The organism is Thalassospira lucentensis MCCC 1A00383 = DSM 14000 (assembly GCF_000421265.1).
GTDB classification, from domain to species: Bacteria; Pseudomonadota; Alphaproteobacteria; order Rhodospirillales; family Thalassospiraceae; genus Thalassospira; species Thalassospira lucentensis.
On the sequence record NZ_ATWN01000010.1, the window covers coordinates 142,051 to 162,803 of the forward strand.

At 54.0% G+C, this 20,753-nt stretch carries 21 protein-coding genes; 10 read left to right on the top strand and 11 right to left on the bottom strand.

The features are described from left to right. The first annotated feature begins 12 nt into the window (after positions 1–12). The 6 genes from rpsO to K355_RS0119055 all read left to right on the top strand — a co-directional run bounded on the left by rpsO (position 13) and on the right by K355_RS0119055 (position 5,783). Positions 13–282 (top strand): 30S ribosomal protein S15, encoded by a 270-nt coding sequence (rpsO, locus tag K355_RS0119030; RefSeq protein WP_022733752.1) that lies wholly within the window; start codon positions 13–15, stop codon positions 280–282. Between the two features lie 208 nt (positions 283–490). Next, positions 491–2,614 (top strand): polyribonucleotide nucleotidyltransferase, encoded by a 2,124-nt coding sequence (gene pnp / locus K355_RS0119035; protein ID WP_022733753.1) that lies wholly within the window; start codon positions 491–493, stop codon positions 2,612–2,614. 99 nt (positions 2,615–2,713) lie between these two features. Beyond that, positions 2,714–4,108, top strand: a complete 1,395-nt coding sequence (locus K355_RS0119040) for an NAD(P)H-dependent flavin oxidoreductase (RefSeq protein ID WP_028791762.1) — start codon at positions 2,714–2,716, stop codon at positions 4,106–4,108. A gap of 193 nt (positions 4,109–4,301) precedes the next feature. Then, complete coding sequence (irrA, locus tag K355_RS0119045; RefSeq protein WP_022733755.1) at positions 4,302–4,748, top strand: iron response transcriptional regulator IrrA; 447 nt, start codon at positions 4,302–4,304, stop codon at positions 4,746–4,748. A 252-nt stretch (positions 4,749–5,000) separates the two neighbouring features. Beyond that, the gene (locus K355_RS0119050) at positions 5,001–5,429 is read left to right on the top strand and encodes a rubrerythrin family protein (RefSeq protein WP_022733756.1); all 429 of its coding nucleotides are present in this window, start codon (positions 5,001–5,003) and stop codon (positions 5,427–5,429) included. A 69-nt stretch (positions 5,430–5,498) separates the two neighbouring features. After that, positions 5,499–5,783 carry a YciI family protein gene (locus K355_RS0119055; protein WP_022733757.1) on the top strand — a complete coding sequence of 95 codons (285 nt, stop codon included), beginning with the start codon at positions 5,499–5,501 and terminating at the stop codon, positions 5,781–5,783. 108 nt (positions 5,784–5,891) lie between these two features. Here the strand turns inward: K355_RS0119055 and K355_RS0119060 are convergent, their stop codons facing one another. From K355_RS0119060 to K355_RS0119070, 3 genes are read right to left on the bottom strand one after another with little or no spacing between them, the layout of a single operon-like run. Beyond that, the gene (locus K355_RS0119060; RefSeq protein ID WP_022733758.1) at positions 5,892–6,716 is read right to left on the bottom strand and encodes an ABC transporter ATP-binding protein; all 825 of its coding nucleotides are present in this window, start codon (positions 6,714–6,716) and stop codon (positions 5,892–5,894) included. Then, positions 6,710–7,771: a FecCD family ABC transporter permease gene (locus K355_RS0119065; protein WP_022733759.1), complete on the bottom strand. Its 1,062-nt coding sequence runs from the start codon at positions 7,769–7,771 to the stop codon at positions 6,710–6,712. Before K355_RS0119065 ends, K355_RS0119060 begins: the two co-directional genes overlap by 7 nt. Beyond that, positions 7,771–8,901: an ABC transporter substrate-binding protein gene (locus K355_RS0119070; RefSeq protein WP_022733760.1), complete on the bottom strand. Its 1,131-nt coding sequence runs from the start codon at positions 8,899–8,901 to the stop codon at positions 7,771–7,773. Before K355_RS0119070 ends, K355_RS0119065 begins: the two co-directional genes overlap by 1 nt. 179 nt (positions 8,902–9,080) lie before the next feature. On the opposite strand from K355_RS0119070, the gene K355_RS0119075 reads away from it, so the two are divergent. Next, complete coding sequence (locus tag K355_RS0119075) at positions 9,081–9,872, top strand: class I SAM-dependent methyltransferase (protein WP_022733761.1); 792 nt, start codon at positions 9,081–9,083, stop codon at positions 9,870–9,872. A gap of 306 nt (positions 9,873–10,178) precedes the next feature. Here K355_RS0119075 and K355_RS0119080 read toward each other — a convergent pair whose 3' ends face one another. Further along, positions 10,179–10,640, bottom strand: a complete 462-nt coding sequence (locus K355_RS0119080) for an OsmC family protein (RefSeq protein ID WP_022733762.1) — start codon at positions 10,638–10,640, stop codon at positions 10,179–10,181. 81 nt (positions 10,641–10,721) lie between these two features. On the opposite strand from K355_RS0119080, the gene K355_RS25630 reads away from it, so the two are divergent. Then, positions 10,722–10,874, top strand: a complete 153-nt coding sequence (locus tag K355_RS25630) for a hypothetical protein (RefSeq protein WP_022733763.1) — start codon at positions 10,722–10,724, stop codon at positions 10,872–10,874. A gap of 9 nt (positions 10,875–10,883) precedes the next feature. On the opposite strand, the gene K355_RS24475 is transcribed toward K355_RS25630, so the two are convergent. Continuing rightward, complete coding sequence (locus tag K355_RS24475; protein ID WP_022733764.1) at positions 10,884–13,235, bottom strand: alpha/beta hydrolase; 2,352 nt, start codon at positions 13,233–13,235, stop codon at positions 10,884–10,886. 306 nt (positions 13,236–13,541) lie between these two features. Here K355_RS24475 and K355_RS0119095 point away from each other — a divergent pair, with 306 nt between their 5' ends. Further along, positions 13,542–14,828 carry an MFS transporter gene (locus K355_RS0119095; protein ID WP_022733765.1) on the top strand — a complete coding sequence of 429 codons (1,287 nt, stop codon included), beginning with the start codon at positions 13,542–13,544 and terminating at the stop codon, positions 14,826–14,828. Positions 14,829–14,922: 94 nt separating this feature from the next. Continuing rightward, positions 14,923–15,492, top strand: coding sequence for a CHAP domain-containing protein (locus K355_RS0119100; protein WP_022733766.1), 570 nt, complete (start codon positions 14,923–14,925; stop codon positions 15,490–15,492). 119 nt (positions 15,493–15,611) lie between these two features. Here K355_RS0119100 and bioB read toward each other — a convergent pair whose 3' ends face one another. The 6 genes from bioB to K355_RS0119130 all read right to left on the bottom strand — a co-directional run bounded on the left by bioB (position 15,612) and on the right by K355_RS0119130 (position 20,740). Beyond that, on the bottom strand, positions 15,612–16,631 hold the full coding sequence (gene bioB, locus K355_RS24480; protein ID WP_169369021.1) for a biotin synthase BioB: 1,020 nt from the start codon (positions 16,629–16,631) through the stop codon (positions 15,612–15,614). A 4-nt stretch (positions 16,632–16,635) separates the two neighbouring features. Next, positions 16,636–17,232 carry a biotin transporter BioY gene (locus tag K355_RS0119110; protein ID WP_022733768.1) on the bottom strand — a complete coding sequence of 199 codons (597 nt, stop codon included), beginning with the start codon at positions 17,230–17,232 and terminating at the stop codon, positions 16,636–16,638. 273 nt (positions 17,233–17,505) lie between these two features. Then, complete coding sequence (locus K355_RS0119115; RefSeq protein WP_022733769.1) at positions 17,506–18,177, bottom strand: GntR family transcriptional regulator; 672 nt, start codon at positions 18,175–18,177, stop codon at positions 17,506–17,508. A 29-nt stretch (positions 18,178–18,206) separates the two neighbouring features. Continuing rightward, on the bottom strand, positions 18,207–18,956 hold the full coding sequence (locus K355_RS0119120) for a proteasome-type protease (RefSeq protein WP_022733770.1): 750 nt from the start codon (positions 18,954–18,956) through the stop codon (positions 18,207–18,209). A gap of 16 nt (positions 18,957–18,972) precedes the next feature. Beyond that, positions 18,973–19,791 (bottom strand): transglutaminase family protein, encoded by an 819-nt coding sequence (locus tag K355_RS0119125; RefSeq protein WP_022733771.1) that lies wholly within the window; start codon positions 19,789–19,791, stop codon positions 18,973–18,975. A 1-nt stretch (position 19,792) separates the two neighbouring features. Beyond that, on the bottom strand, positions 19,793–20,740 hold the full coding sequence (locus tag K355_RS0119130; RefSeq protein ID WP_022733772.1) for an alpha-E domain-containing protein: 948 nt from the start codon (positions 20,738–20,740) through the stop codon (positions 19,793–19,795). Positions 20,741–20,753: the final 13 nt, after the last annotated feature.

The window sequence follows — 20,753 nt, forward strand, 5'->3', positions numbered from 1 at the left end:
AAAGGATGCCTGATGTCGATTACTGCTGAACGCAAAGCCGAGCTGATCAAAGAATACGCTCAGAAAGACGGTGACACCGGTTCCCCCGAAGTCCAGGTTTCAATCCTGACCGAACGGATCAAGAACCTTACCGAACACATGAAAGAACACAAACACGACTTCCATAGCCGTCGTGGTCTTCTCATGATGGTCGGCCAGCGTCGTCGCCTGCTGAAGTATCTGCAGCGCAAAGACCAGTCGCGTTACGAGACCGTCATTGCACGTCTCGGTATTCGCCGCTGATTTCGAACTACGGCGGAGGGTGACCTCCGCCGTCGTTTTTTATTGTTCTGATGGATCAGAACACGGGAAGTAGGGTCGGATGGGCCGACCAGATGCTTAATCCGGACCCATTAATTATGAAGCTGTTACCAAAGCCTCATAATTAATGTGTTCGGAACTCGTGTATGATTACGGGTCCGTCAGATGTTTGTAAGAGGAAGAGAAAATAATGTTTAATGTCGTCCGTAAGGAAATGCAGTGGGGCAACGCCACTCTGACCCTTGAAACTGGTAAAATCGCCCGTCAGGCCGATGGTGCTGTCAAGGTCACCTATGGTGAGACCGTTGTTCTTTGTACTGCTGTTGGCGCCAAACAGCCGCGCCCGGATGTCGACTTTTTCCCGCTGACGGTTAACTACCAGGAAAAAGCATTTGCCGCGGGTAAAATCCCAGGTGGTTTCTTCAAACGTGAAGGCCGTCCTTCGGAAAAAGAAACCCTTGTTTCGCGTCTGATCGACCGTCCGATCCGCCCGCTGTTCCACCCGCTGTATCGCAACGACACCCAGATCGTTTGTACCGTTCTGTCGCACGACATGGAACACGATCCGGATGTGGTTGCCATGATCGGCACCTCGGCTGCGCTGACGATTTCTGGCCTGCCGTTCCTCGGCCCGATTGGTGCTGCGCGCGTTGGTTATGCAGATGGTGAGTACATCCTCAACCCGGCGACCGACTCGGTTAAAGAAGGCGATCTTGATCTTGTTGTTGCGGGTACCCGCGATGGCGTGATGATGGTTGAGTCCGAAGCATCCGAGCTGTCCGAAGAAATCATGCTTGGTGCAGTTAAATTTGGTCACGATCAGTTCCAGGGCGTTCTCGACCTGATCATCGATCTGGCTGAAGATGCTGCCAAAGAGCCGCGCGCTATTGCTGAACTGCCAGAAGGTTATGACGCATTGGTCGAAAAAGTTGCTGGTCTTGGCACCGATGCCCTGACCAAAGCTTATGGCCATGTTGTCAAACAGGAACGTTCGGCTGCAATTTCGGTTGCCAAAGCTGAAATCGTCGAGAAACTTGGCGATGAAGTTCCTGATGGACTTAAAGGCAAAGTTTCGTCGATCATCAAGGATCTGGAAAAAGACATCGTTCGCGGTGCGATCCTGAAAACCGGCAAACGTATTGATGGTCGTACTGGCGCAGACGTTCGTTCGATCATGGGCGAAGTTTCGGTTCTGCCGCGTTCGCACGGTTCTGCGATCTTTACCCGTGGTGAAACGCAGGCACTGGCTGTTGTTACCCTTGGTACCGGTCAGGACGAGCAGATCGTCGATGCGCTTGACGGTGAATACCGGGAAAGCTTCATGCTGCATTACAACTTCCCGCCGTACTCGGTTGGTGAAGCTGGCCGCATGGGGTCGCCTGGCCGTCGTGAAATCGGTCATGGTAAACTTGCATGGCGTGCGCTGCACCCGTTGATGCCAACCAAAGACGCCTTCCCGTACACTACCCGTATTGTTTCGGAAGTTACTGAATCGAACGGTTCGTCTTCGATGGCGACGGTGTGTGCAAGCTCGCTTGCAATGATGGATGCCGGTGTTCCGCTGGTACGTCCAGTTGCGGGTATTGCGATGGGCCTGATCAAGGAATCAGACGACTTTGCCGTTCTTTCTGACATCATGGGTGATGAAGATCACCTTGGTGACATGGACTTTAAAGTTGCTGGTACCGAAAACGGCATTACCTCGCTGCAGATGGACATCAAGATCACCTCGGTGACCGCAGACATCATGCAGATCGCCCTGAAACAGGCACGTGACGGCCGTTTGCATATCCTTGGTGAAATGTCCAAAGCGCTTCCGGAAGCACGTGGTGAAGTATCGGGCAATGCACCGACCATTACCCAGTTCTCGATCCCGAAAGACAAAATTCGTGATGTCATCGGTTCGGGCGGTAAGGTTATTCGCGAAATCTGCGAAGAGACCGGCGCAAAAGTCGATATCGAAGATGATGGTTCGATCACTGTCGCACATACCGATGGTGCAAAAGGCAAGCAAGCTGTTGATTGGATCAAATCAATCGTTGCAGAACCTGAATTGGATCATATCTATGATGGTAAGGTCGTTAAGGCTGTCGACTTTGGTGCGTTCGTAAACTTCTTTGGCGCCCGCGACGGTCTTGTTCACATTTCCGAACTGGCACCTGAGCGTGTCAAACAGGTTTCGGATATCGTGAAAGAAGGCGATGCAGTTAAAGTCAAAGTCATCGGTTTCGATGATCGCGGCAAGATCAAACTGTCGATGAAACGTGTCGACCAGGAAACCGGTGCAGACCTCGAAGCAGGCGACGCCGAATAAGCAAATTGGATGCCGGACGACGATAAAAATGTAACGTCGTCCGGCAGTCAAAGCGATGCAGGGGTGTCGCTGGCAAATTGCCGAATGGGAGAGACGAACTTGAAAGCCCTTAATCCGCTCGTCATGTCGGGTAAAGAAGTCTTGCCAGTTATCGAAGGTGGCAAAGGCGTCGCTGTATCGACGGGCAAAAGTTCCGGCGCATGGGCCGCTGCCGGCGGTATCGGAACTTTTTCCGCTGTGAATGCTGACTCGTATGACGAGAACGGCAACATGGTTCCGATCGAATACGCAGGAAAAACCCGTGGTGACCGCCATCAGGAACTGATTGCGTACGGTATTCGCGGCGGCATTGCACAGGCTCAGATTGCCCACGAAATGCGGAACGGCGAAGGCCGTTTGCATATGAACGTCTTGTGGGAAATGGGTGGCGCCGAACCCATCCTTGAGGGTGTGCTTGAAGGTGCCAAAGGCCTTATTCACGGGGTGACCTGTGGTGCGGGCATGCCCTACAAGATTGCCCAGATTTCAGCCCACTACGGCGTTCACTATTATCCGATTGTGTCTTCGGCCCGTGCTTTCCGCGCATTGTGGCTGCGGTCGTATAAAAAGACCCCGGAATGGCTGGGCGGTGTGGTTTATGAAGATCCATGGCGTGCCGGTGGCCATAACGGCCTGTCGAATTCCGAAGATCCGCTTGTGCCCGAAGATCCGTTCCCGCGTGTCCGTGACCTGCGTACATTCATGAATTCGGTTGGCCTGAACCATGTTCCAATCATTATGGCTGGCGGTGTCTGGTTCCTGCGTGATTTTGAAGACTGGATCGACAATCCGGAAGTTGCCCCGGTGGCCTTCCAGTTTGGTACCCGTCCGCTTCTGACCCAGGAAAGCGAGATTTCCGACGAATGGAAACAGCGCCTGACCAGTCTTCAGGATGGCGACGTATCACTGCATAAATTCAGCCCGACGGGTTTCTATAGCTCGGCGGTGCGTAATACCTTCCTCGAAGACCTGCATCAGCGGTCTGATCGTCAGGTGCGCTATTCGCGTACCGCCGAAGCAGACCTGCATGTTGGTATTCCGCTGGGCCGTCGTGGGCGTCCGATTTACGTCCGCGAAGATGATGCCGACAAGGTGCGTGGCTGGCTTGATGCCGGATACACCGAAGGTATGCCGACCCCGGATGAAACCATGGTGTTTTTGACACCTGAAAGCGCATTGACGGTTAAGAAAGACCAGATCGATTGCATGGGCTGTTTGTCACAGTGCCAGTTCTCCAACTGGGAACAGCACAGTGGCACGACCGGCAAACGGGCTGATCCGCGTTCTTTCTGTATTCAGAAAACGCTTCAGAACATTGCGCACGGTGCGAAGGTCGAAAACGAACTGATGTTTGCCGGCCATAATGCCTACAAGTTTGGTGAAGACCCGTTCTATGCCAACGGCAATATTCCGACCGTCAAACAGCTTGTTGATCGCATCATGACCGGTGACTGATCACCGATCTGTCAGATCATTTCAAAGGGCCGGTTTTTCACCGGCCCTTTTTTATGGGCGCATGCCGCGGATTGATGTGATTGGAGTTGATCAAAATCAAAGAACCGCGCGCAGAGGTTCCCTAAGGTAGCCTTGGAATTGATCGGGGCCGTAAATGAATATTGGCCCGTCAGGAAAGTGAAGGGGCAAGATCATGCGTACGGCCACCACCGGGCGTCCATACACCAATGCACTTAATCGCCTTAAAGAGGCCAATCTGCGCCCCACCCGGCAGCGCCTGGCCCTGGCCCGTCTGATGTTTGAAGATGGCCATCGCCATATCACGGCAGAGCAAATTCATTCCGAAGCAATGACCAACACCATCAAGGTGTCATTGGCAACGGTCTATAACACTTTGCACCAGTTCACCGATGCCGGTTTGCTTAATGAGATCGTGGTTGATTCGGGCCGTTCATATTTTGATACCAACACCGCCCCGCATTATCATTTTTACTGCGAAGAAGACGGCATGCTGTCTGATATTCCCGCTGAATCCATTCAGATTGCCGGTATTCCCAACATGCCGCGAGGCACGGAACTGCAGTCGGTTGATCTTGTTTTCCGCCTGAAACGCAATTCAGCGACACGGAATGCGGCCTGATTGCCCCGGTATGTTTGGCTGTGACCAGCATCTTGGTCGCGGGGTAATTTCGGCATTTGGGCACAAGGTGACAGGCTGATGAAATCTGCCGTCAGGTGGTGCAAATTGGTTTGATGCTGCTTGACGCAGAACGATTTCAGGACAAATACAGGGGTGGCAGAACCGCAAGGGTTTGCCGCCTGTTTTGTTTGATACCTTTCGCAAGCATCCACACAAATGATTCTTGCGAACAATAATATAAGGACAGCGCACATGGCGCTTAAGGGAACACGTACCGAGGAAAATCTGCGCGCAGCCTTTGCCGCAGAAGCACAAACCAACCGTCGATACCTTTATTTCGCCCAGCAGGCTGATATCGAAGGCGATACCGACGCCGCCGAGCTGTTCCGAGCCGCCGCCGAGGCGGAAACTGGTCATGCGTTCGGACATCTGGAGTTTCTTGAAAAAACCGGTGATGCGACGACCGGCAAGGCATTGGGTACGACAAAGCTTAATCTGGAAGCGGCATTGGCCTTAGAACGGGCTGAAGCCGATCAGACCTATCCGGAAATGGCGCGTATCGCGCGGGAAGAAGGGCTTGATGACGTTGCCGCATGGTTTGAAAGTCTGGCGCGGGTTGAAAATGCCCATGCCCAGCGGATTGAACGGTTGATCGAGCGCGTTGGTGAAGCGTCATCCTGATCCACATATCTGACGGTTTTCGGGTATGTTGATCGTCCTTGTTTTCCAAGATAATGGGCTGGACCAAAGATGTTTGTTGTTTCGCTGAGCTACAAAGTCCCGCTTGAAGAAGTGGATGCCCATATTGACGGGCATATCGCATGGCTGAAATCAGCCTATGCCAAGGGGATGTTTCTGGCGTCTGGACGCAAAATTCCGCGTGATGGCGGGGTGATCCTTGCCAAGGGTGACCGGGCTCTACTTGAAGAAGAACTGACCCGTGATCCATTTCATCAACATGATCTGGCCGATTACACGATCACGGAATTTGATCCGGTCATGGTGGCGGATGGCTTGAACGCCTTGCAGGGCTGATAAATACCAAGGCTCATCAATGTGACAGGGCGTAGAATGGACGTCAGAGCGATGTGTTTGTCCTGACGTCCTCCATGTATCCGTGTCAGCAGAGATTCTCGCGAATGCTTATTGAGCAGCCAGTGACATGTCCGAGACGGGGTTATGCATCACGGCTGTGCTATGGCGGCTGTTGGTTTCATCATGCGGGCCGCGCAAGACAACGTGAGCATGACCAAGCGAATTATATTCGACATGGCCATCCACCTGATAGACATCGCGCAACAGGTCGCTGTCGATGACATCGGCACAGGGGCCGAAAGCCACCATGCGACCGTCGCGGATCGCCATGGCCTGATCGCAATATTGAAGCGCGTGGTTCAGATCGTGAATGGCGATCAATACAATGATGTTTTGCCCTTTGGCGATATCACGCATGAAAGACAGAACCTCCATCTGGCGATGCAGATCAAGGGCCGAGGTTGGTTCATCCATCAGAAGGATTTTCGGGTCCCGCACCAGTGTCTGGGCGATGGCAACCAATTGGCGTTGTCCGCCGCTGAGCTCACCCAGATTGCGCGCCGACAGGTCTGAAATACGCAAGGCAGCAAGAATGCCATCAATGCGGGTCAGTTCATCATCACGCACGCGTAAACTTGATCCTTGCTTGGCGGCAAGAATGACTGACTCATAGACCGACAAAACGGCGGTTGATCCGGTATCCTGCGGCATATAGCAAATGGTGTTGCGCTGTTTGGCGGCAGACCCGGTATCGACCGTGCCCTCCCCCTTGGCCAGTCCCGCAATGCGTTTGAACAGGCTGGATTTACCTGCCGCATTGGGGCCGATGACGGCGGTGACAGTGCCCGGTTTGATCAACGGTGTCGTAACACCCGAAACCACCTGAACCTTGCCATACCGCGCTCCGATATTTTCAAGTTGCAGCGTTACCATGATTTCCTCCGACTTGCGAAAATCAACGAGAAGAAGAACGGCACACCGACAAGGGCGGTAATCACCCCGATCGGCAAGATCGCACCCGGGATCAGCAATTTGGAAAGTACTGAGGTGGCCGACAGGATCAAGGCCCCGCACAGAACCGATGCGGGCAGGAAGAAACGCTGGTCTTCGCCCACCAGCATGCGGGCGATATGTGGGCCAACCAGCCCGATAAAGCCGATGGTGCCAACAAACGATACCGGGATTGCCGCCAGAAGGCTTACGATCAGCATGGTGCGCAGGCGTAGACCCTGAACATTGACGCCGAAACTTTCTGCCTTGGCATCGCCCAGACGAAGGGCGGTTAAGGCCCATGCTTGTTTGGTAAACAGCGGCAGGGCAATCGCAACGGCGGCGGCAGTCACCGCAACCTTGGTCCAGGTGGCTTTCACCAAGCTACCCATGGTCCAGAAGACAACAGCAGCCAACGCCTGCTCACTGGCGAGATATTGCAACAGGGCCAGAAGCGCGTTGAAGGTAAAGACCAGTGCGATGCCCAGCAAAACAATGGTTTCGACCGTGACACCACGCATACGGCTAAAGAAATGAATGATCAGTGCTGCACCCATGGCCATGATGAAGGCATTGATCGGAATAATAAATTCAACAAGGGACGGCACAAGCGCGACGCCCAGAACCAGAGCCAAGGCCGCGCCAAATCCGGCGGCCGCCGAAATGCCAAGCGTAAACGGGCTGGCAAGCGGATTGGCAAGGATGGTCTGCATTTGCGCCCCGGCGGTTGACAGGGCGGCCCCAACGGTCAGCGCCATCAACGCAACCGGCATGCGGATTTCCCAAATCACCACGCGCATTTGATCGGTTGCGGCACTCGGATGCAGCAGGGTCGCAATCACATCAGATAACGCATAGTTGGCCGGACCTGTCGCCAGATCGATGGCAAAGGACAAACACAATGCTGCGCCCATTGCGAGCAACAGCAAAAAACGGCGCAGGGAGCGTGCCTTATACTGCACGCTCCCTGCTTCGACACTTACTTGATTGGTCGTCATTAGTTTGTGGCACTATCTTTGATCGAGATGAAGTAACCCGGCTGATAATCCAGCGGCAGGAAGCGATCATGAAGCTCTTTGAAGGTGGCTTCGGGATCGATATCGGCAAACAGGTCCGGGTGGAACCATTTCGCCATCTGTTCGATCACGACGAACTGGTACGGGCTGTTATAGAATTGGTGCCAAACCGCATGGACCTGACCGTTCTCGACCGCTTTCACACCGGTGAATGCCGGACGTTCTGTCAGACCAACCAGCTTGCGGCGAGCTTCGACCATATCAGCATCTGGGCCAAGACCAACCCATGCACCACCCGGGGAATAGGCTTCCCAGCTGGCACCGGTACCCACGAACTGATCGGGGTTGGAGGCGACAACCTGTTCCGGGTTGATGGTGCCGAAGGTGCCCGGGATTATCGATGCCGCGATATTCACGCCACCGGCCATTTCAACCATGGTGCCGAAGTTTTCATTGCCAAATGACATGCAGCATTCTTCTGAATAGCCTGCAGCACGTTCAATAAATACCTGCGGCTTTTCCGGGTTTGCCTTGGCAATACGATCGGTTACGTTCTTTATGCTGTCCGCGCGGAACTTGATGAACTCTTCAGCACGGTCTTCCTTGCCAAAAAGTTGGCCTAGGATTTTCATGCTGTTTTCGGTGTTTTTCATCGGGGCTTCGCGGAAGTCGATATAAACTAGCGGAATGCCAACAGCGGCGAGTTTTTCGTCAAAACCGCCATCTTCGGTGGCAGCTTTGGCTTCAAGATTCATGATGACAACATCAGGGTTCAGCGAGATCGCCTGTTCGACATCGAACGTGCCGTCTTTGATTCCACCAAAGGTCGGAATCTCATCAACGCGCGGATATTTCGCAGCATAGATGTCATAGGTTTGCGGGTCGGCCTTTTTCAGGTCATCGCGCCAGCCAACAACACGGGCGAAAGGATCTTCGCTATCAAGCGTTGCCAACCCATAAATCAGGCGGCCTTCGCCAAGGATTACGCGTTCAACCGGCAGGTTTACCGAAACCTCCAGCCCGGTGACGTCGGTAATTTTAACCGATTCGGCGGCTTGTACAGATCCCGCAACTAACATCGTCAGCGCCGCAATTGCACCAAAAATTTTCATTCCCGTTCCCTCATTTAGGATTGCCCTGATGCGGGATTATCAGTTATTGAGAATGCAAATCAATGTTTTTCGCAATGATAATGCGATTTATTTGCGGATTCGCAATTTGAACATCTGTGAGAGATTGAGACAAATCGCGGAAATCTCCCGTTTTCCGCTGTTGAGGGCATAAAGACACCATGAATGAGGCCAGCAATTACTCCCTGCGTGACGAGATCAAGGAATATTGGTCGATGCGTGCGGCGACTTTTGACGAACAACCCGGTCACGAAATCTTTTCTGAAACGGAACGGGCGGCGTGGCATGCGCTTTTTGAACGTCACATTGGAAAAGGGAATGGTCGCCGCGCCCTTGATCTTGCCAGTGGGACCGCTGTGATCAGCCATCTGATGCATGATCTTGAGTTTGCGGTGACCGGGCTTGATTGGTCTGAAACCATGCTTGAAAAGGCGCGCGCCAAATCAAAACAGCGCGGCTCAAATATCCAGTTTCTGCTGGGCGACGCGGAAAATACGCTTGAGCCAGACAACAGTTATGATGTGATTGTGACGCGCCATCTGGTTTGGACGTTGGTTGATCCAGCTGCGGCATTTGTTGAATGGTTCCGGGTGCTTAAACCCGGCGGAAAACTGTTGGTGGTCGATGGTGATTTTGTTTCATCAACCTGGGCCAGTAAGCTCAATAAGGTGATGGCTGATTTCATGCAGACACTTGGCCTGCGCAAAGCGGTTGAGGTGGCACCACAGATGAAAACCCATCGTGATATTCTGGCCCGCGTGCATTTTTCGGGTGGCGCACGCTCCGATGAGGTTTCAGAAATGCTCCGCCAAACCGGATTTGACCCGATCACGGTTGATTTCGACCTCAAGCAAATCCACAGCGCGCAAAAGAAACACATCAGCTTTGCCAAGGGGCTGGAGCGCGGCGCACAGCACCGTTATGCCATATGCGCACAAAAGCCGATCAGCTGATTGCTGGAATGTCTAGGCTCAGGACCTCTTAATTTGGTTTGAATGGTTGACCGGATTTGTGCGGATACGCGGAGCGAAGCCGCAGGAAGATATATATCTTTCAAGGTTTTGCGACAAAGTAGCCCGTGCAAATCCGGTCAATCCAAAGGACAGACGTTATATTTGCAAACTCCTGCGTCAAACCCCTTGTCCGGGATACCAGCCCGCCCGGCGGGCTTTTCCTCGGATTTCACAAATATAACGTCTGCCATTCCAATCAAATTAAGAGGTCCTGAGCCTAGGGTCATGAATACACGGTGGTGCCGGTTATGATACCGGGGTCACCGTGATTTCTGTTTTGACCGAATTGGCAAGGAAGCAGGCTTCATGTGCGCGATGATGAAGGTCGGCTTCAAGGACCGCATCCGGCGCGTTGCCGAGATAGGTCACACTTGGCTTAAGCGCAACTTTGGTGATCATGGTTTTGCCATCGATCTTTGCCATTTCCCCGGTGGCAGCGTCGACATAACGGTCAACGACAAGGCCGCTATCAGACGCAAAATGCAGGAAGAACAACATGTGGCAGCTTGAAAGTGCGGCGACATAGGCTTCTTCGGGGTCGACATTTTCCTCAACCGAATAGGGCAACGGCACGACATGCGGCGATGATGACGCCGGAATTTCGACCCCGCCATCAAATCGCCAGACATGGCCGCGGGAATACCGGCGGTCGGTAAACTTTTCCGTTGCCGAACGGGTCCAGATAACTTCTGCGCCAAAGCTGCTCATGGAGGGCTCCGTTTATGGGGCTTGCCCCGATGTTAGTGGGGATAACGGAGTATAGAATGCCTTGGTGGTGGAAGTTGCGCAATGATGATGATCGAGGTTTCCAATGGTGCAAATGACGCAAATGGCGCCCAAAAGATATCAAGCTCTGATGCCGAAGTGTCTTGCATCATTCAACTGACATTCATCCATGTCCAAACAGACCTGCGAGGGTTTATTCCCGCCGTGGTGGGCTAGGCCATGACGCTATTCTGCCGAAATCACCTTGGGTATACGATGTGGTGAGTCGACATGACGTTCGACGAACTGCAGGATGCGTTCCTGCGCATTGTCGATATCCTCATTGAGGATGCCATGACGGTCGGATTTCAGCATCTGCACATCCAGATCGGTTATCCCGGTGGCAAGGCGTTTAATCATCCGTGCACTGGCCGGATCAACCACTTGATCGCCATCACCCTGCAAGATCAGGGTCGGGCATTCAATATCGGGCAGGCAACGCTGCATTTCCGCTACCGCCTGGCGCAACTGATACAATCCGCCGATGGGAATGTTGCGGTAATTGATCTCGGGATGTTCTGACTCGTTTGTTCGGAAGCTCAGCATTTCCTGTGCCGATGGCATCCAGCCCATCAGCTTGTTCGCACCATACAGCAACGGCACAAACATTAGATTGCGATTGCGGAACTTAAGCGGTGTTCCAGCCAGAACCAATGCGGTCAGTTTTTCAGGATGGGAACTTGCATGGATCGCCGCCAGTGCACCGCCAGTGGAAAAACCGACGATAATGATCTGGTCGCAAAACGGTGCGAGAATGTCATAGCCACGTCGGACAGATGCCAGCCAATCGGTCCATTTGCGTCTTTGTAATTCATGGGGCGATGTCCCATGACCGGCAAGCCGTACACCCATGACAGCATGTCCCTGTGCGGCAAATTTTTCGCCCAGTTCATACAGTTCCGCCGGGGATGCCAGAAACCCGTGCACCAGCAAAACGCCAAGCGTGAAATGCTCATTGCCGTTGGGCAGGTTCAAATAAGGGCGGCTGTCGGCAGTGGCGGTTTCCTGTGAATTGATCGTATCGTACTTGGGTTTTTCGTATCTTTTGCGGTTCCATTGCCACGCCCGGATTTCATCATCGAACTGGCGATGGGCAATGTCGCGATCTGTCAGGTTATCAACTTCGGCACGCGCCCGTTCAAGTGCCTGCCAAACCGCATGGATCGGGGACATTTCGTTGGCATAAACCATGATCGGGTTGTCCATGCGGATTTGATCAAACCCGGCTTCGGCCTGTAACTTTTCAAGGAAGCAGTATTTTCCGTCACGGCGCTCAATCAGGCCCAGTTGAACCGCACTGTCGATAAAGAACCGGATTTGCGGACACTTCAAATCAAAGATGCCGATGTAATCGGCCGGGTTCAGCATGCCGCGATGCAGATGAACCGTATCGACCTGCTGGATGTTTTTGATCGCCAGATAAAGCGTGCGGTCAAAATGTTCGATATCAACTTCCGTGACCCCGTCATCAAGCCACATCATAATCAGGCGCGACGCCAGATGACTGACATTGATTGTCAGGTTGGAATACATCACCGCCATGCAGTGATCGCGAAGCGGCGAGATATGACGCGTCAGGGCGTATTGCGTAACCCGATCTGGCAGGGTTTCAAGGGTTTTGGCCGGTTTGAATAAATCATCAATGCTGCCCGCGCGTTGTACGCGCCGGGCCAATAGCCGCCGATCAAGCCAGTTAAACTGACCGCGTGGATCAACCGGGTCGCCCAGACGGATATCCATATCGGTCTGTTTGAACATCAGGTTGCCTTCAATGATCATTTCTTCGGCCATCTTCGGGCTCAGCCCGCCAGTAAACATATCCGCCGCCCGGGCAAGAATATTCTGATCAACGCGGAGCGGATGAAAGGTAATGTTGGCTGGAAACATCAAGGTTTGTTTGGCCAAAACGGTCCGCAGCGTATCTTCATCGACCTCAAGAATACCGGCCCAGCGGGTGAGTTCACGGGTATCGCCTTTGGCAATGAGCGCGGATAAACCGATTTTAAAGCCATCAATACACAGTCCCAGAAGGGCGGCACCAGTATGATGGGCACGTCTGGCGTCGGCGGATCGGGAATAGACACTGTAATCGGGGCGTTTGGGATGTGGGCGATCGTTAAGCGTGACGCGCCGGTCCTTGACCATCCCGCCTTCGGGGAAGACGACGACCTTGCCGCCGCGCAGGATTTCCTCGGCCAGAAAGGGCAACAGCCGTTCATAATTGTTGGGCACCCCGCCAAGTGCACGCAGATAGCGTGAAAAGGTATTGTCCTGCGCAAAAAATTCCCCCGATGCGATGGAGCGGCAATAAACACCGGTTTCCAATGCGATCAGATATTGCGGGATAAAGGTTTCAAACCGGGCGAAATGGTTGAACATGAAAATATCGCCCTGTGCCAGATGGTCTTGCGCACCATGCATCTTGATATTGATGTCGATATTGGCGCGAAGGGCCGTCATCGCGCGCAACGTCCACTCGCACGTTTTCGGATTAATGGCGAATTGTTCGCGTTCGATCTCGCGGAAAGACTGGTTCATTCGGTGCGATACCCCGGCGCTGTCACAATGGCTGTTCGAGGACGTTCTCCGGCTTTCTTGGTGTTTTGACCGGCAGGTTTCCCGATTTTGATATGTGTTCTTTGATCTGCTTTGGGAAGGTATTCTACAAATGAATTGCGAAGAATTAATGCCAATCTGGCATGTCTTTCGTATAATCGGACAATCGCCCTTATCGTCTTTGTGATAGATCATTGGCGGTGTCCGACTTCTTGGGCGCTTTTGTGCCATCCCTCCTTGCGTCCTTGCCAAACCTGATCTGCCTGTCTTTTGACGATTGGAGTCTCCTTGCCGTCCCCTGCCCCCGATCAACCCGAGCCATCATCAACGCGCGTGGTTTCCGCGTCGGGCGATACACGTCCGCAGTCGATCTTTTCTGATCGTAATTTTATCCTGTTTCTGGTTGGGCAATGCATCACGACCCAAGGCCTATGGGTGCAGAAAATCGCCATGTCATGGCTGGCGTGGTCTTTGACCGGATCGGCATTCTGGACCGGCACAATTGCCGCATTGAATTTCGCACCGGCGTTTTTTCTGGGGCCGATTTTCGGGGTGATGGCCGACCGAGTTGATTTGCGCCGTACCGCCATGGTGATCAATCTGGGGCAGGCAGCCGTGTCGTTCCTTCTGATGGGCTTGTCCTATGCCGATATGATGAGCCTGCCGTGGATGGTGGTTCTGGCGGGATGCATGGGTATTTTGGGCAGTGCGATGACACCGGTGCGGCTGTCACTGGTGCCGGTGATTGTAAAGCGCGAATTCATGAGCCGGGCGGTGGCCTATGCGGCGATGAATTTCAATATTTCGCGTCTGGTGGGACCGGCTGTTGGTGGGGTTGTGATTGCGACATGGGGCACGGGTGCGGCCTTTATGATCAATGCGCTCAGTTACCTTCCAATGATCTTTGTGATTTCAGTGGTCACGATCCATATGGACCGCGCGCCCGATGCCAAAAGTCGGCGCATCTGGGCATCGCTTGTCGATGGCGCGCGTTATGCCATTCACCATCCGATGATCCGGTCTGTACTGGTGTTGTCATGCTTTGTGTCGCTGGTCGGAACCGGCATGGTCGAACTGATGCCGGTCTTTGCCGAGGCGGTTTATGAACGTGGTGTCACCGGGCTTGGCATGCTGGCATCTGCGGGCGGGGTCGGGGCGGTGGCATCGACCTTTTTCCTGTCACGGGTCGGATCGAACGCGGCCGATTATCAGCGCATTACGATTTATGGTGCCTTTGGCGCATCGGTCGGGATGCTGGGGCTTGGATTTGCCCCATGGTACGAAATGGCAGTTGTTCTGGTCGCACTGACCGGTGGGGGTTTGACATTGGTCGGGGTGGGGTCTCAAACCGCCCTGCAACTGACCGTCGATAACCGGCTGCGCGGTCGGGTAATGAGTTTCTGGAGTGCAACCAGCTTTGGGGGCATGGCGCTGGGTGGGACGTTGCTTGGCGCGATATCTGAGGCCGGTAACATTCAATATACCGCGCGCGGGTCAGGCGTCTTGATCTTGTGTGCCGCACTGATTGGCCTGTGGCGGCTGTATCGGATTGGCAAGCTCGGGGCGCGCTGTTAAATGCCGATGTCATGCCAATGACGGGCAACAATAAACAATTACTTAAACCCTGTCGGTCTAAGGTCATTCATTGTGATGTTTTTGGGGAACTGAGATGCGCCTGATCGGGATCGTCGGATTGTGTTTGATGCTGTCTGCATGCTTTACCACCGCAAAATCGGTTTCCCGGTCTGATGGGCCGATGCCCAGTGATACGGTTCAGCTCCTGACCAATGTTAGCGTGCCGAACTCCCACCTCAACAGCTTTGCCCCGACCAGCAAGTTTTTGCAATGTGTGCCCTATGCCCGTGAAGTCTCGGGGATTGAGATTTATGGCGATGCCTGGACATGGTGGGCGCAGGCTGGCAACCAGAATTATGCACGTGGACATCAGCCCCAAGTTGGCGCGGTCCTGACCTTGCGTAAAACGTCACGTTTGAAACTCGGCCATGTTGCAGTTGTTTCGGCCATTCTTGATGATCGCAAGATATTGGTTAATCAGGCCAACTGGGGCGGCGATTCGCGCACACGCGGCAAAGTCCATTACCGTCAGCCCGTGGTTGACGTCTCGCCCAATAATGACTGGTCGCAAGTGCGCATGATGAACACGCTTGGCACCTTTGGCCGTATCTATCCGGCCCATGGCTTTATCTATCAGCCCCGCGAAACGGCCGAAGCCAACTGATCTCTTTTTCCTGCCCATAGATACCCGCCGATTAAAAAAAAATGGCGAAGCCCCCGGATTAAAGGAGCTTCGCCAATTGAAACCCGTACGGGCGGTACGGGTTCGGGGGTTGAACTGTTTCAGGCCGCGATCGGACCCAGTGCCTTGAAAAGGGCGGTGTCGCTGTCTTCTTCCGGGTTGGGCGTGGTCAAAAGCTTTTCACCGTAAAACACCGAATTGGCTCCGGCCATCAGGCACATGATCTGTGCTTCGCGGTTAAGGTCTGTACGCCCGGCAGACAGGCGCACGGTTGATGTCGGCATGACGATGCGTGCGGTCGCAACCATGCGCACCAGTTCCAGCGGATCAATCGGATCACGATGGGCAAGTGGCGTTCCCGCCACCGGAACAAGGGCGTTGATCGGCACACTTTCAGGATGGGGCGCAAATCCGGCAAGAACCTGAAGCATTGATGCCCGGTCACGGATGGTTTCACCCATGCCAATAATCCCGCCACAGCACAAATCAATACCGTGGCTGCGCACGGCGGCCAGTGTATCAAGCCGATCCTGATAGGTGCGCGTGGTGATGATCTGGTCGTAGAATTCCGGGCTGGTATCAAGGTTATGGTTATAGGCGGTCAGTCCGGCCTGTTTAAGCTGTTGCGCATGATGGGGTTCGAGCATCCCCAACGTGACACAGGCCTCCATGCCAAGATCATGCACACCGCGCACCATCTCAAGCACCGCATCAAATGCGGCTCCGTCGCGCACTTGGCGCCATGCCGCCCCCATACAGAAACGATCCGCACCGGCATCCTTTGCGCGGGTGGCCATTTCAATGACCGATGCCGGGTCCATCAGATGTTCCTTGCCCAGTTTGACCTCGCGGTGGTGGGCCGATTGCGGGCAATAAGCACAATCTTCCGGGCAGCCGCCGGTCTTGATCGACAGCAGGCTGGCCTTTTGCACATGATCGGGATCGTGATGGGCGCGATGCACGGCATTGGCCCGCCCCAGCAATTCCAAAAGCGGGCTGCGATAAATCGCCTCAACCGCATCAACCGTCCAGTCATGGCGCGATGCATCGGGCGAGGCTTTTGGCGCATCGCCGCAAAGGGTGCGGTGGGCGGTTGCCATATCGGTTGATCCTGCTGTCATGGGATCAGGCCGCATCAGCGCGGTTTGATGCTTTGTGCTTGGTCAGGCGCGTGATCGCAGCACCGCCAAGGGCTACCAGCGCAATCTTGATGGTGTCGCCAAGAATGAATGGGGTGAAGCCAAGCGCAACAACCTTTTCCGATGCGACAAAACCCGAAAGCCCCGCCAGCCCCAAAAGATAGACTGGCACCATGCCCGCCATCATCACGACAAAGCGCCCAAAAGCACCACGATCGCGTGCCAGTGCGCCGACAAAGCCCGCCGCAATCAGATACCCGGCCAGATAGCCACCCGTTGGGCCCATCATATAGGCAAGACCAATCCCGCGTTCCGGCGTTCCGGCAAAGACCGGTAAACCGGCCGCCCCCGTCGCGAGATAAGCCAGCATGGTTGCAACAGCGATGCGCGGGCTGGTGGCGACTGCAATTGCCATGATCGCCATGGTTTGCAAGGTCATCGGGACGGGCCAGAACGGCACGGTGGTTTTGGCACTTGCAGTGATCAAGGCGACGCCAAGCACGACCATCAGGCAGTATTTTGCCCCGGTCAAAACCGGATTGTTCAATGGTGCAGATGTCGCATGTGAAACGGGATTGACCATGGTGATGACGTGCTCCTTAAGACCGCAATTCAAAATTATCTATAAAAATTAATCTGATCTATTAATTACGGCGTCATTGGTGCTTAAAATCAATCCCAAAATTCATTAAACGGCGAAATTTGTGAAATCATTCGTCGAACTCAACTTATCTAATTGAATTTAAAAGATAAAAATTATCTATAAAATCGGAAAGTTTAGGCATAATACGGCTCAGGCAGATGCCTGTCGTGGCATCCATCCAATCATCAGACCAGAAAAAGGGTTGATTTCGGCTTACGAAGGCGCGCGCATATGTCGTTTGGCACCGGTTTTGGTGCCGATCCATTTGACGTGACGGGCAAGGGTCGCGGCAGCTACATCAAACTGATGTTCATGCAGGGCGCGTAAAATGGCGCGGTGGTCCTGATCGGTCGGGGATTCCCATTCCATGCGAAATCCCGAAAACAGGAACCGGGCACTTGCGGCATGTAAATCATCAATCGTCGCCATCAAACGCGGCATGTTGCAAGGTTCAAGAATGATGCGGTGAAACGCCTTGTTGGCTTCCTCCCATGCCCGGACATCGGGGGCATTTTCCCCAGCCCGGTTGATGGCTTCTGCCTTGTCAAGGATCGCACTGGTCAGGTGCGGGGCTGCGTGGCGCAGGGCCAGAACTTCAAGGGAAGCGCGCATTTCGGCAACTTCGCGGACTTCGGCGATATCAAAACTGGCAACGCGGACACCCCGGCGTGGTTCGCTAACGACAAGCCCTTGCGCTTCGAGCCGCCGGAATGCTTCGCGTACCGGTACGTGACTGGCGCCAAATTCCTCGGCAAAGTGATCCTGACGCAATTTGGTGCCCGGCCCGATGTCGCCAGAAATGATGCGGTCGGCCAGTGCCCGGGTGATGCGCCCGGTGATCGTGGTATCAGAGTCATTTTTCATGATTTTATAGATAATTTGCATGCGCGCACTTGTCGAGCATGCAATACGCTCTAGTCGTCTGACGGGGTGCTATGTTCGTCTGGCATCATGGCAAAGGCATCGCGCAGGGCCGTTGACCAGGCAGATGACAGCGCATGAAAACCGGGGTCTTCCGCTTCGATCCGGCGTAATTCGGAAAATTCACATGCATCATCGGGCAGTACGGCAAGGTCAAGCGGCATGCCGACCGACAGGTTCGAACGCAGGGTCGAGTCCATCGACAGCAAGGCGGCCTTAACCCCCTCGTGGATCGGGGTGTGCGGCGTGATCACGCGATCAAGGATCGGTTTGCCGTATTTATGCTCGCCAATTTGCAGGTATGGCGTGTCTTCGGTGGCTTCGATAAAGTTTCCGGCGGCATAGACCAGAAACAGGCGTTGATCGCCGCCCTTGCGCTGCCCGCCGATCATGATCGAGGCTGCACTGCTTTCATGATGCTGTTCAAGCGTATCATGGTATTTCAGTTGGACCTTTTGCATGGCCTGACCAACAAGCTCGGCAACACGAAACATGCTGGGCGCGCTAAGGATGCAATCGCCCGGTGCGGTCTCTGGATCGTCGATGGCCTCATGCAGAGTGCTCATGACGGCCTGTGTGATCGCAAGGTTGCCAGCCGAAAGTGCCACAATCGCGCGGTCACCCGGAACTTCCCAAGTGAACATCTTGCGATAGCGCGAAATGTTATCAAGGCCAGCATTCGTGCGGGTATCAGAAAGGAAAACCAATCCTTCTTTCAGCATCAAACCGACGCAGTAGGTCATGTCTTAATGGGTCCGGCTATTGTTGTGATTGCGCAACGACCACTGATACATCCAAATTCTCGTTAGCACCACCAGTATGTACGCCCCTAATAGGTGTGGCGACCTGTCCATCAAGTCCAGACCCCAAGCGAATATAAAAATCGGTCGGGCAACAGCGGTTTGCGGCATCAAATCCGACCCACCCCAACTCAGGTAAGTAAAGTTCCGCCCATGCATGGGATGCCTCGTGTGGTTTGCCATGCAGGTCGGCAAACAGATATCCCGAAACATAGCGTGCCGGAATGCCAAGATGACGTGCTGCAGAAAGCAGAACATGTGTGTGGTCCTGACAAACCCCCTTACCATCGGCCAATGCATCGGCGGCGGTGGTGTGAACGTCGGTCGTGCCCGGTGCAAAGACAATCGCGTCTGACACCGCATCGGCCAATGCATGGGCACGTTCAAGAAGGTTTCCGTCTTTGGTCTTTTTGGCAGCCTTTTCGGCCAGTTTGCGAATGGCCGCACTTGATTTGGTCATGGGGGTTGACCGCAGGAACACTTCGGGAAACGCGCGTTCCTTGTGCCCGCGTAAAACACCAGCCATGTCGGTGGTCTCAACTTCGCCTGTGACGACAATTTCAACGTCATCAACCGGTCCGACTGCAGTCAAGGTGCTGATAATATCGCCGTTCCCGTCGGTGAATTCCGAACTGATTACGCATCCCTTGGCCTTGATCGACCAGCTCAGGATTTTTTGACCGTCAAATTGCGCCGGGGTCATTTTAAGGCTTTGCACTACGTAACGCACAGGAGTGTCATACCGGTAGTGGGTGTGATGTTCGACTGTCAGGCGCATTTCATTGTCCCCCAAAATAATAGGTCTCGGCAATTGCAGCCGAAAGTGCGCGGTTGCGCGCCTGAAAGTCATTCAAAAAACCATGGAGCCCGGTTGCAAAGATTTCTTCCATGTCACTCTGGGTCAGCATTGAATACATCTCAACCGCTTCGCCGTGAACCGGGCGACGTTGCCCGTAATGGCGCGCCAGCCGTTCAAGATGCTGGGTGATCTGTTCGGAGCAATGGGCAAGGGAGCGCGGACTAAACGGGTTCAGGATCAGGAAATGCGCAATCCGGTAGGGCGAATAATCATCGCGGTACACCCAGTGAAAGGCGCGCAATGACGATGCAGCACGGAGCACTGTGGTCCATTGATAGTTATCAACCCCGTCACCCACCATGCTGGTTTCAGGCAGCAGGACATAATATTTCACATCCAGAAGGCGGGCTGTGTTGTCGGCCCGCTCGATAAAGGTGCCTAGACGGATAAAGTCATAGCCGTCATTGCGCAGAAGTGTTGAATCGGTTGTGCCGCGAAACAGTGACCCCTGACGTTTTACCCAATCAATGAATTCGGGAAGATCATTCTTGGCCAGATTGTGCATTGACGGGCGGCGAAGCTCCATCAAGGCATTATTAAGCGCCTCCCACATTTCTGCGGTGATGGCTGTGCGCATGGCGCGCGCGCTGGCGCGTGCCGCTTCAAAGCAATTTAAAATCGAAGACGGGTTTTCCCGGCTAAAGATCAGGAAATTGGCGACCTCTTCCTGGCGAAGCGGCGCATTGGGATCATATCCTGCATGGCAACCCGACGCGGACAAAACCGATTCCCATTCGGATCGATTGCCGTCACCGACCGCTGGCATCATCGCCATGCGATAGCCCATTTCCATCAGACGGGCCATATTTTCAGCCCGCTCAACATATCTCGACAACCAGAAAAGGTTGTCAGCAGTACGACTAAGCATCTCTAAACCCCCT

Coding starts and splice junctions, on each gene's coding strand:
- K355_RS25630 (WP_022733763.1), top strand. CDS start 10,722: ATGATGATGATCGAGGTTTCCAATGGTGCAAATGACGCAAATGGCGCC.
- bioB (WP_169369021.1), bottom strand. CDS start 16,631: ATGACAGCAGGATCAACCGATATGGCAACCGCCCACCGCACCCTTTGC.
- K355_RS0119075 (WP_022733761.1), top strand. CDS start 9,081: ATGAATGAGGCCAGCAATTACTCCCTGCGTGACGAGATCAAGGAATAT.
- K355_RS0119055 (WP_022733757.1), top strand. CDS start 5,499: ATGTTTGTTGTTTCGCTGAGCTACAAAGTCCCGCTTGAAGAAGTGGAT.
- rpsO (WP_022733752.1), top strand. CDS start 13: ATGTCGATTACTGCTGAACGCAAAGCCGAGCTGATCAAAGAATACGCT.
- K355_RS0119115 (WP_022733769.1), bottom strand. CDS start 18,177: ATGCAAATTATCTATAAAATCATGAAAAATGACTCTGATACCACGATC.
- irrA (WP_022733755.1), top strand. CDS start 4,302: ATGCGTACGGCCACCACCGGGCGTCCATACACCAATGCACTTAATCGC.
- K355_RS0119120 (WP_022733770.1), bottom strand. CDS start 18,956: ATGACCTACTGCGTCGGTTTGATGCTGAAAGAAGGATTGGTTTTCCTT.
- K355_RS0119110 (WP_022733768.1), bottom strand. CDS start 17,232: ATGGTCAATCCCGTTTCACATGCGACATCTGCACCATTGAACAATCCG.
- K355_RS0119125 (WP_022733771.1), bottom strand. CDS start 19,791: ATGCGCCTGACAGTCGAACATCACACCCACTACCGGTATGACACTCCT.
- K355_RS0119070 (WP_022733760.1), bottom strand. CDS start 8,901: ATGAAAATTTTTGGTGCAATTGCGGCGCTGACGATGTTAGTTGCGGGA.
- K355_RS0119065 (WP_022733759.1), bottom strand. CDS start 7,771: ATGACGACCAATCAAGTAAGTGTCGAAGCAGGGAGCGTGCAGTATAAG.
- K355_RS0119050 (WP_022733756.1), top strand. CDS start 5,001: ATGGCGCTTAAGGGAACACGTACCGAGGAAAATCTGCGCGCAGCCTTT.
- K355_RS0119100 (WP_022733766.1), top strand. CDS start 14,923: ATGCGCCTGATCGGGATCGTCGGATTGTGTTTGATGCTGTCTGCATGC.
- pnp (WP_022733753.1), top strand. CDS start 491: ATGTTTAATGTCGTCCGTAAGGAAATGCAGTGGGGCAACGCCACTCTG.
- K355_RS24475 (WP_022733764.1), bottom strand. CDS start 13,235: ATGAACCAGTCTTTCCGCGAGATCGAACGCGAACAATTCGCCATTAAT.
- K355_RS0119130 (WP_022733772.1), bottom strand. CDS start 20,740: ATGCTTAGTCGTACTGCTGACAACCTTTTCTGGTTGTCGAGATATGTT.
- K355_RS0119080 (WP_022733762.1), bottom strand. CDS start 10,640: ATGAGCAGCTTTGGCGCAGAAGTTATCTGGACCCGTTCGGCAACGGAA.
- K355_RS0119060 (WP_022733758.1), bottom strand. CDS start 6,716: ATGGTAACGCTGCAACTTGAAAATATCGGAGCGCGGTATGGCAAGGTT.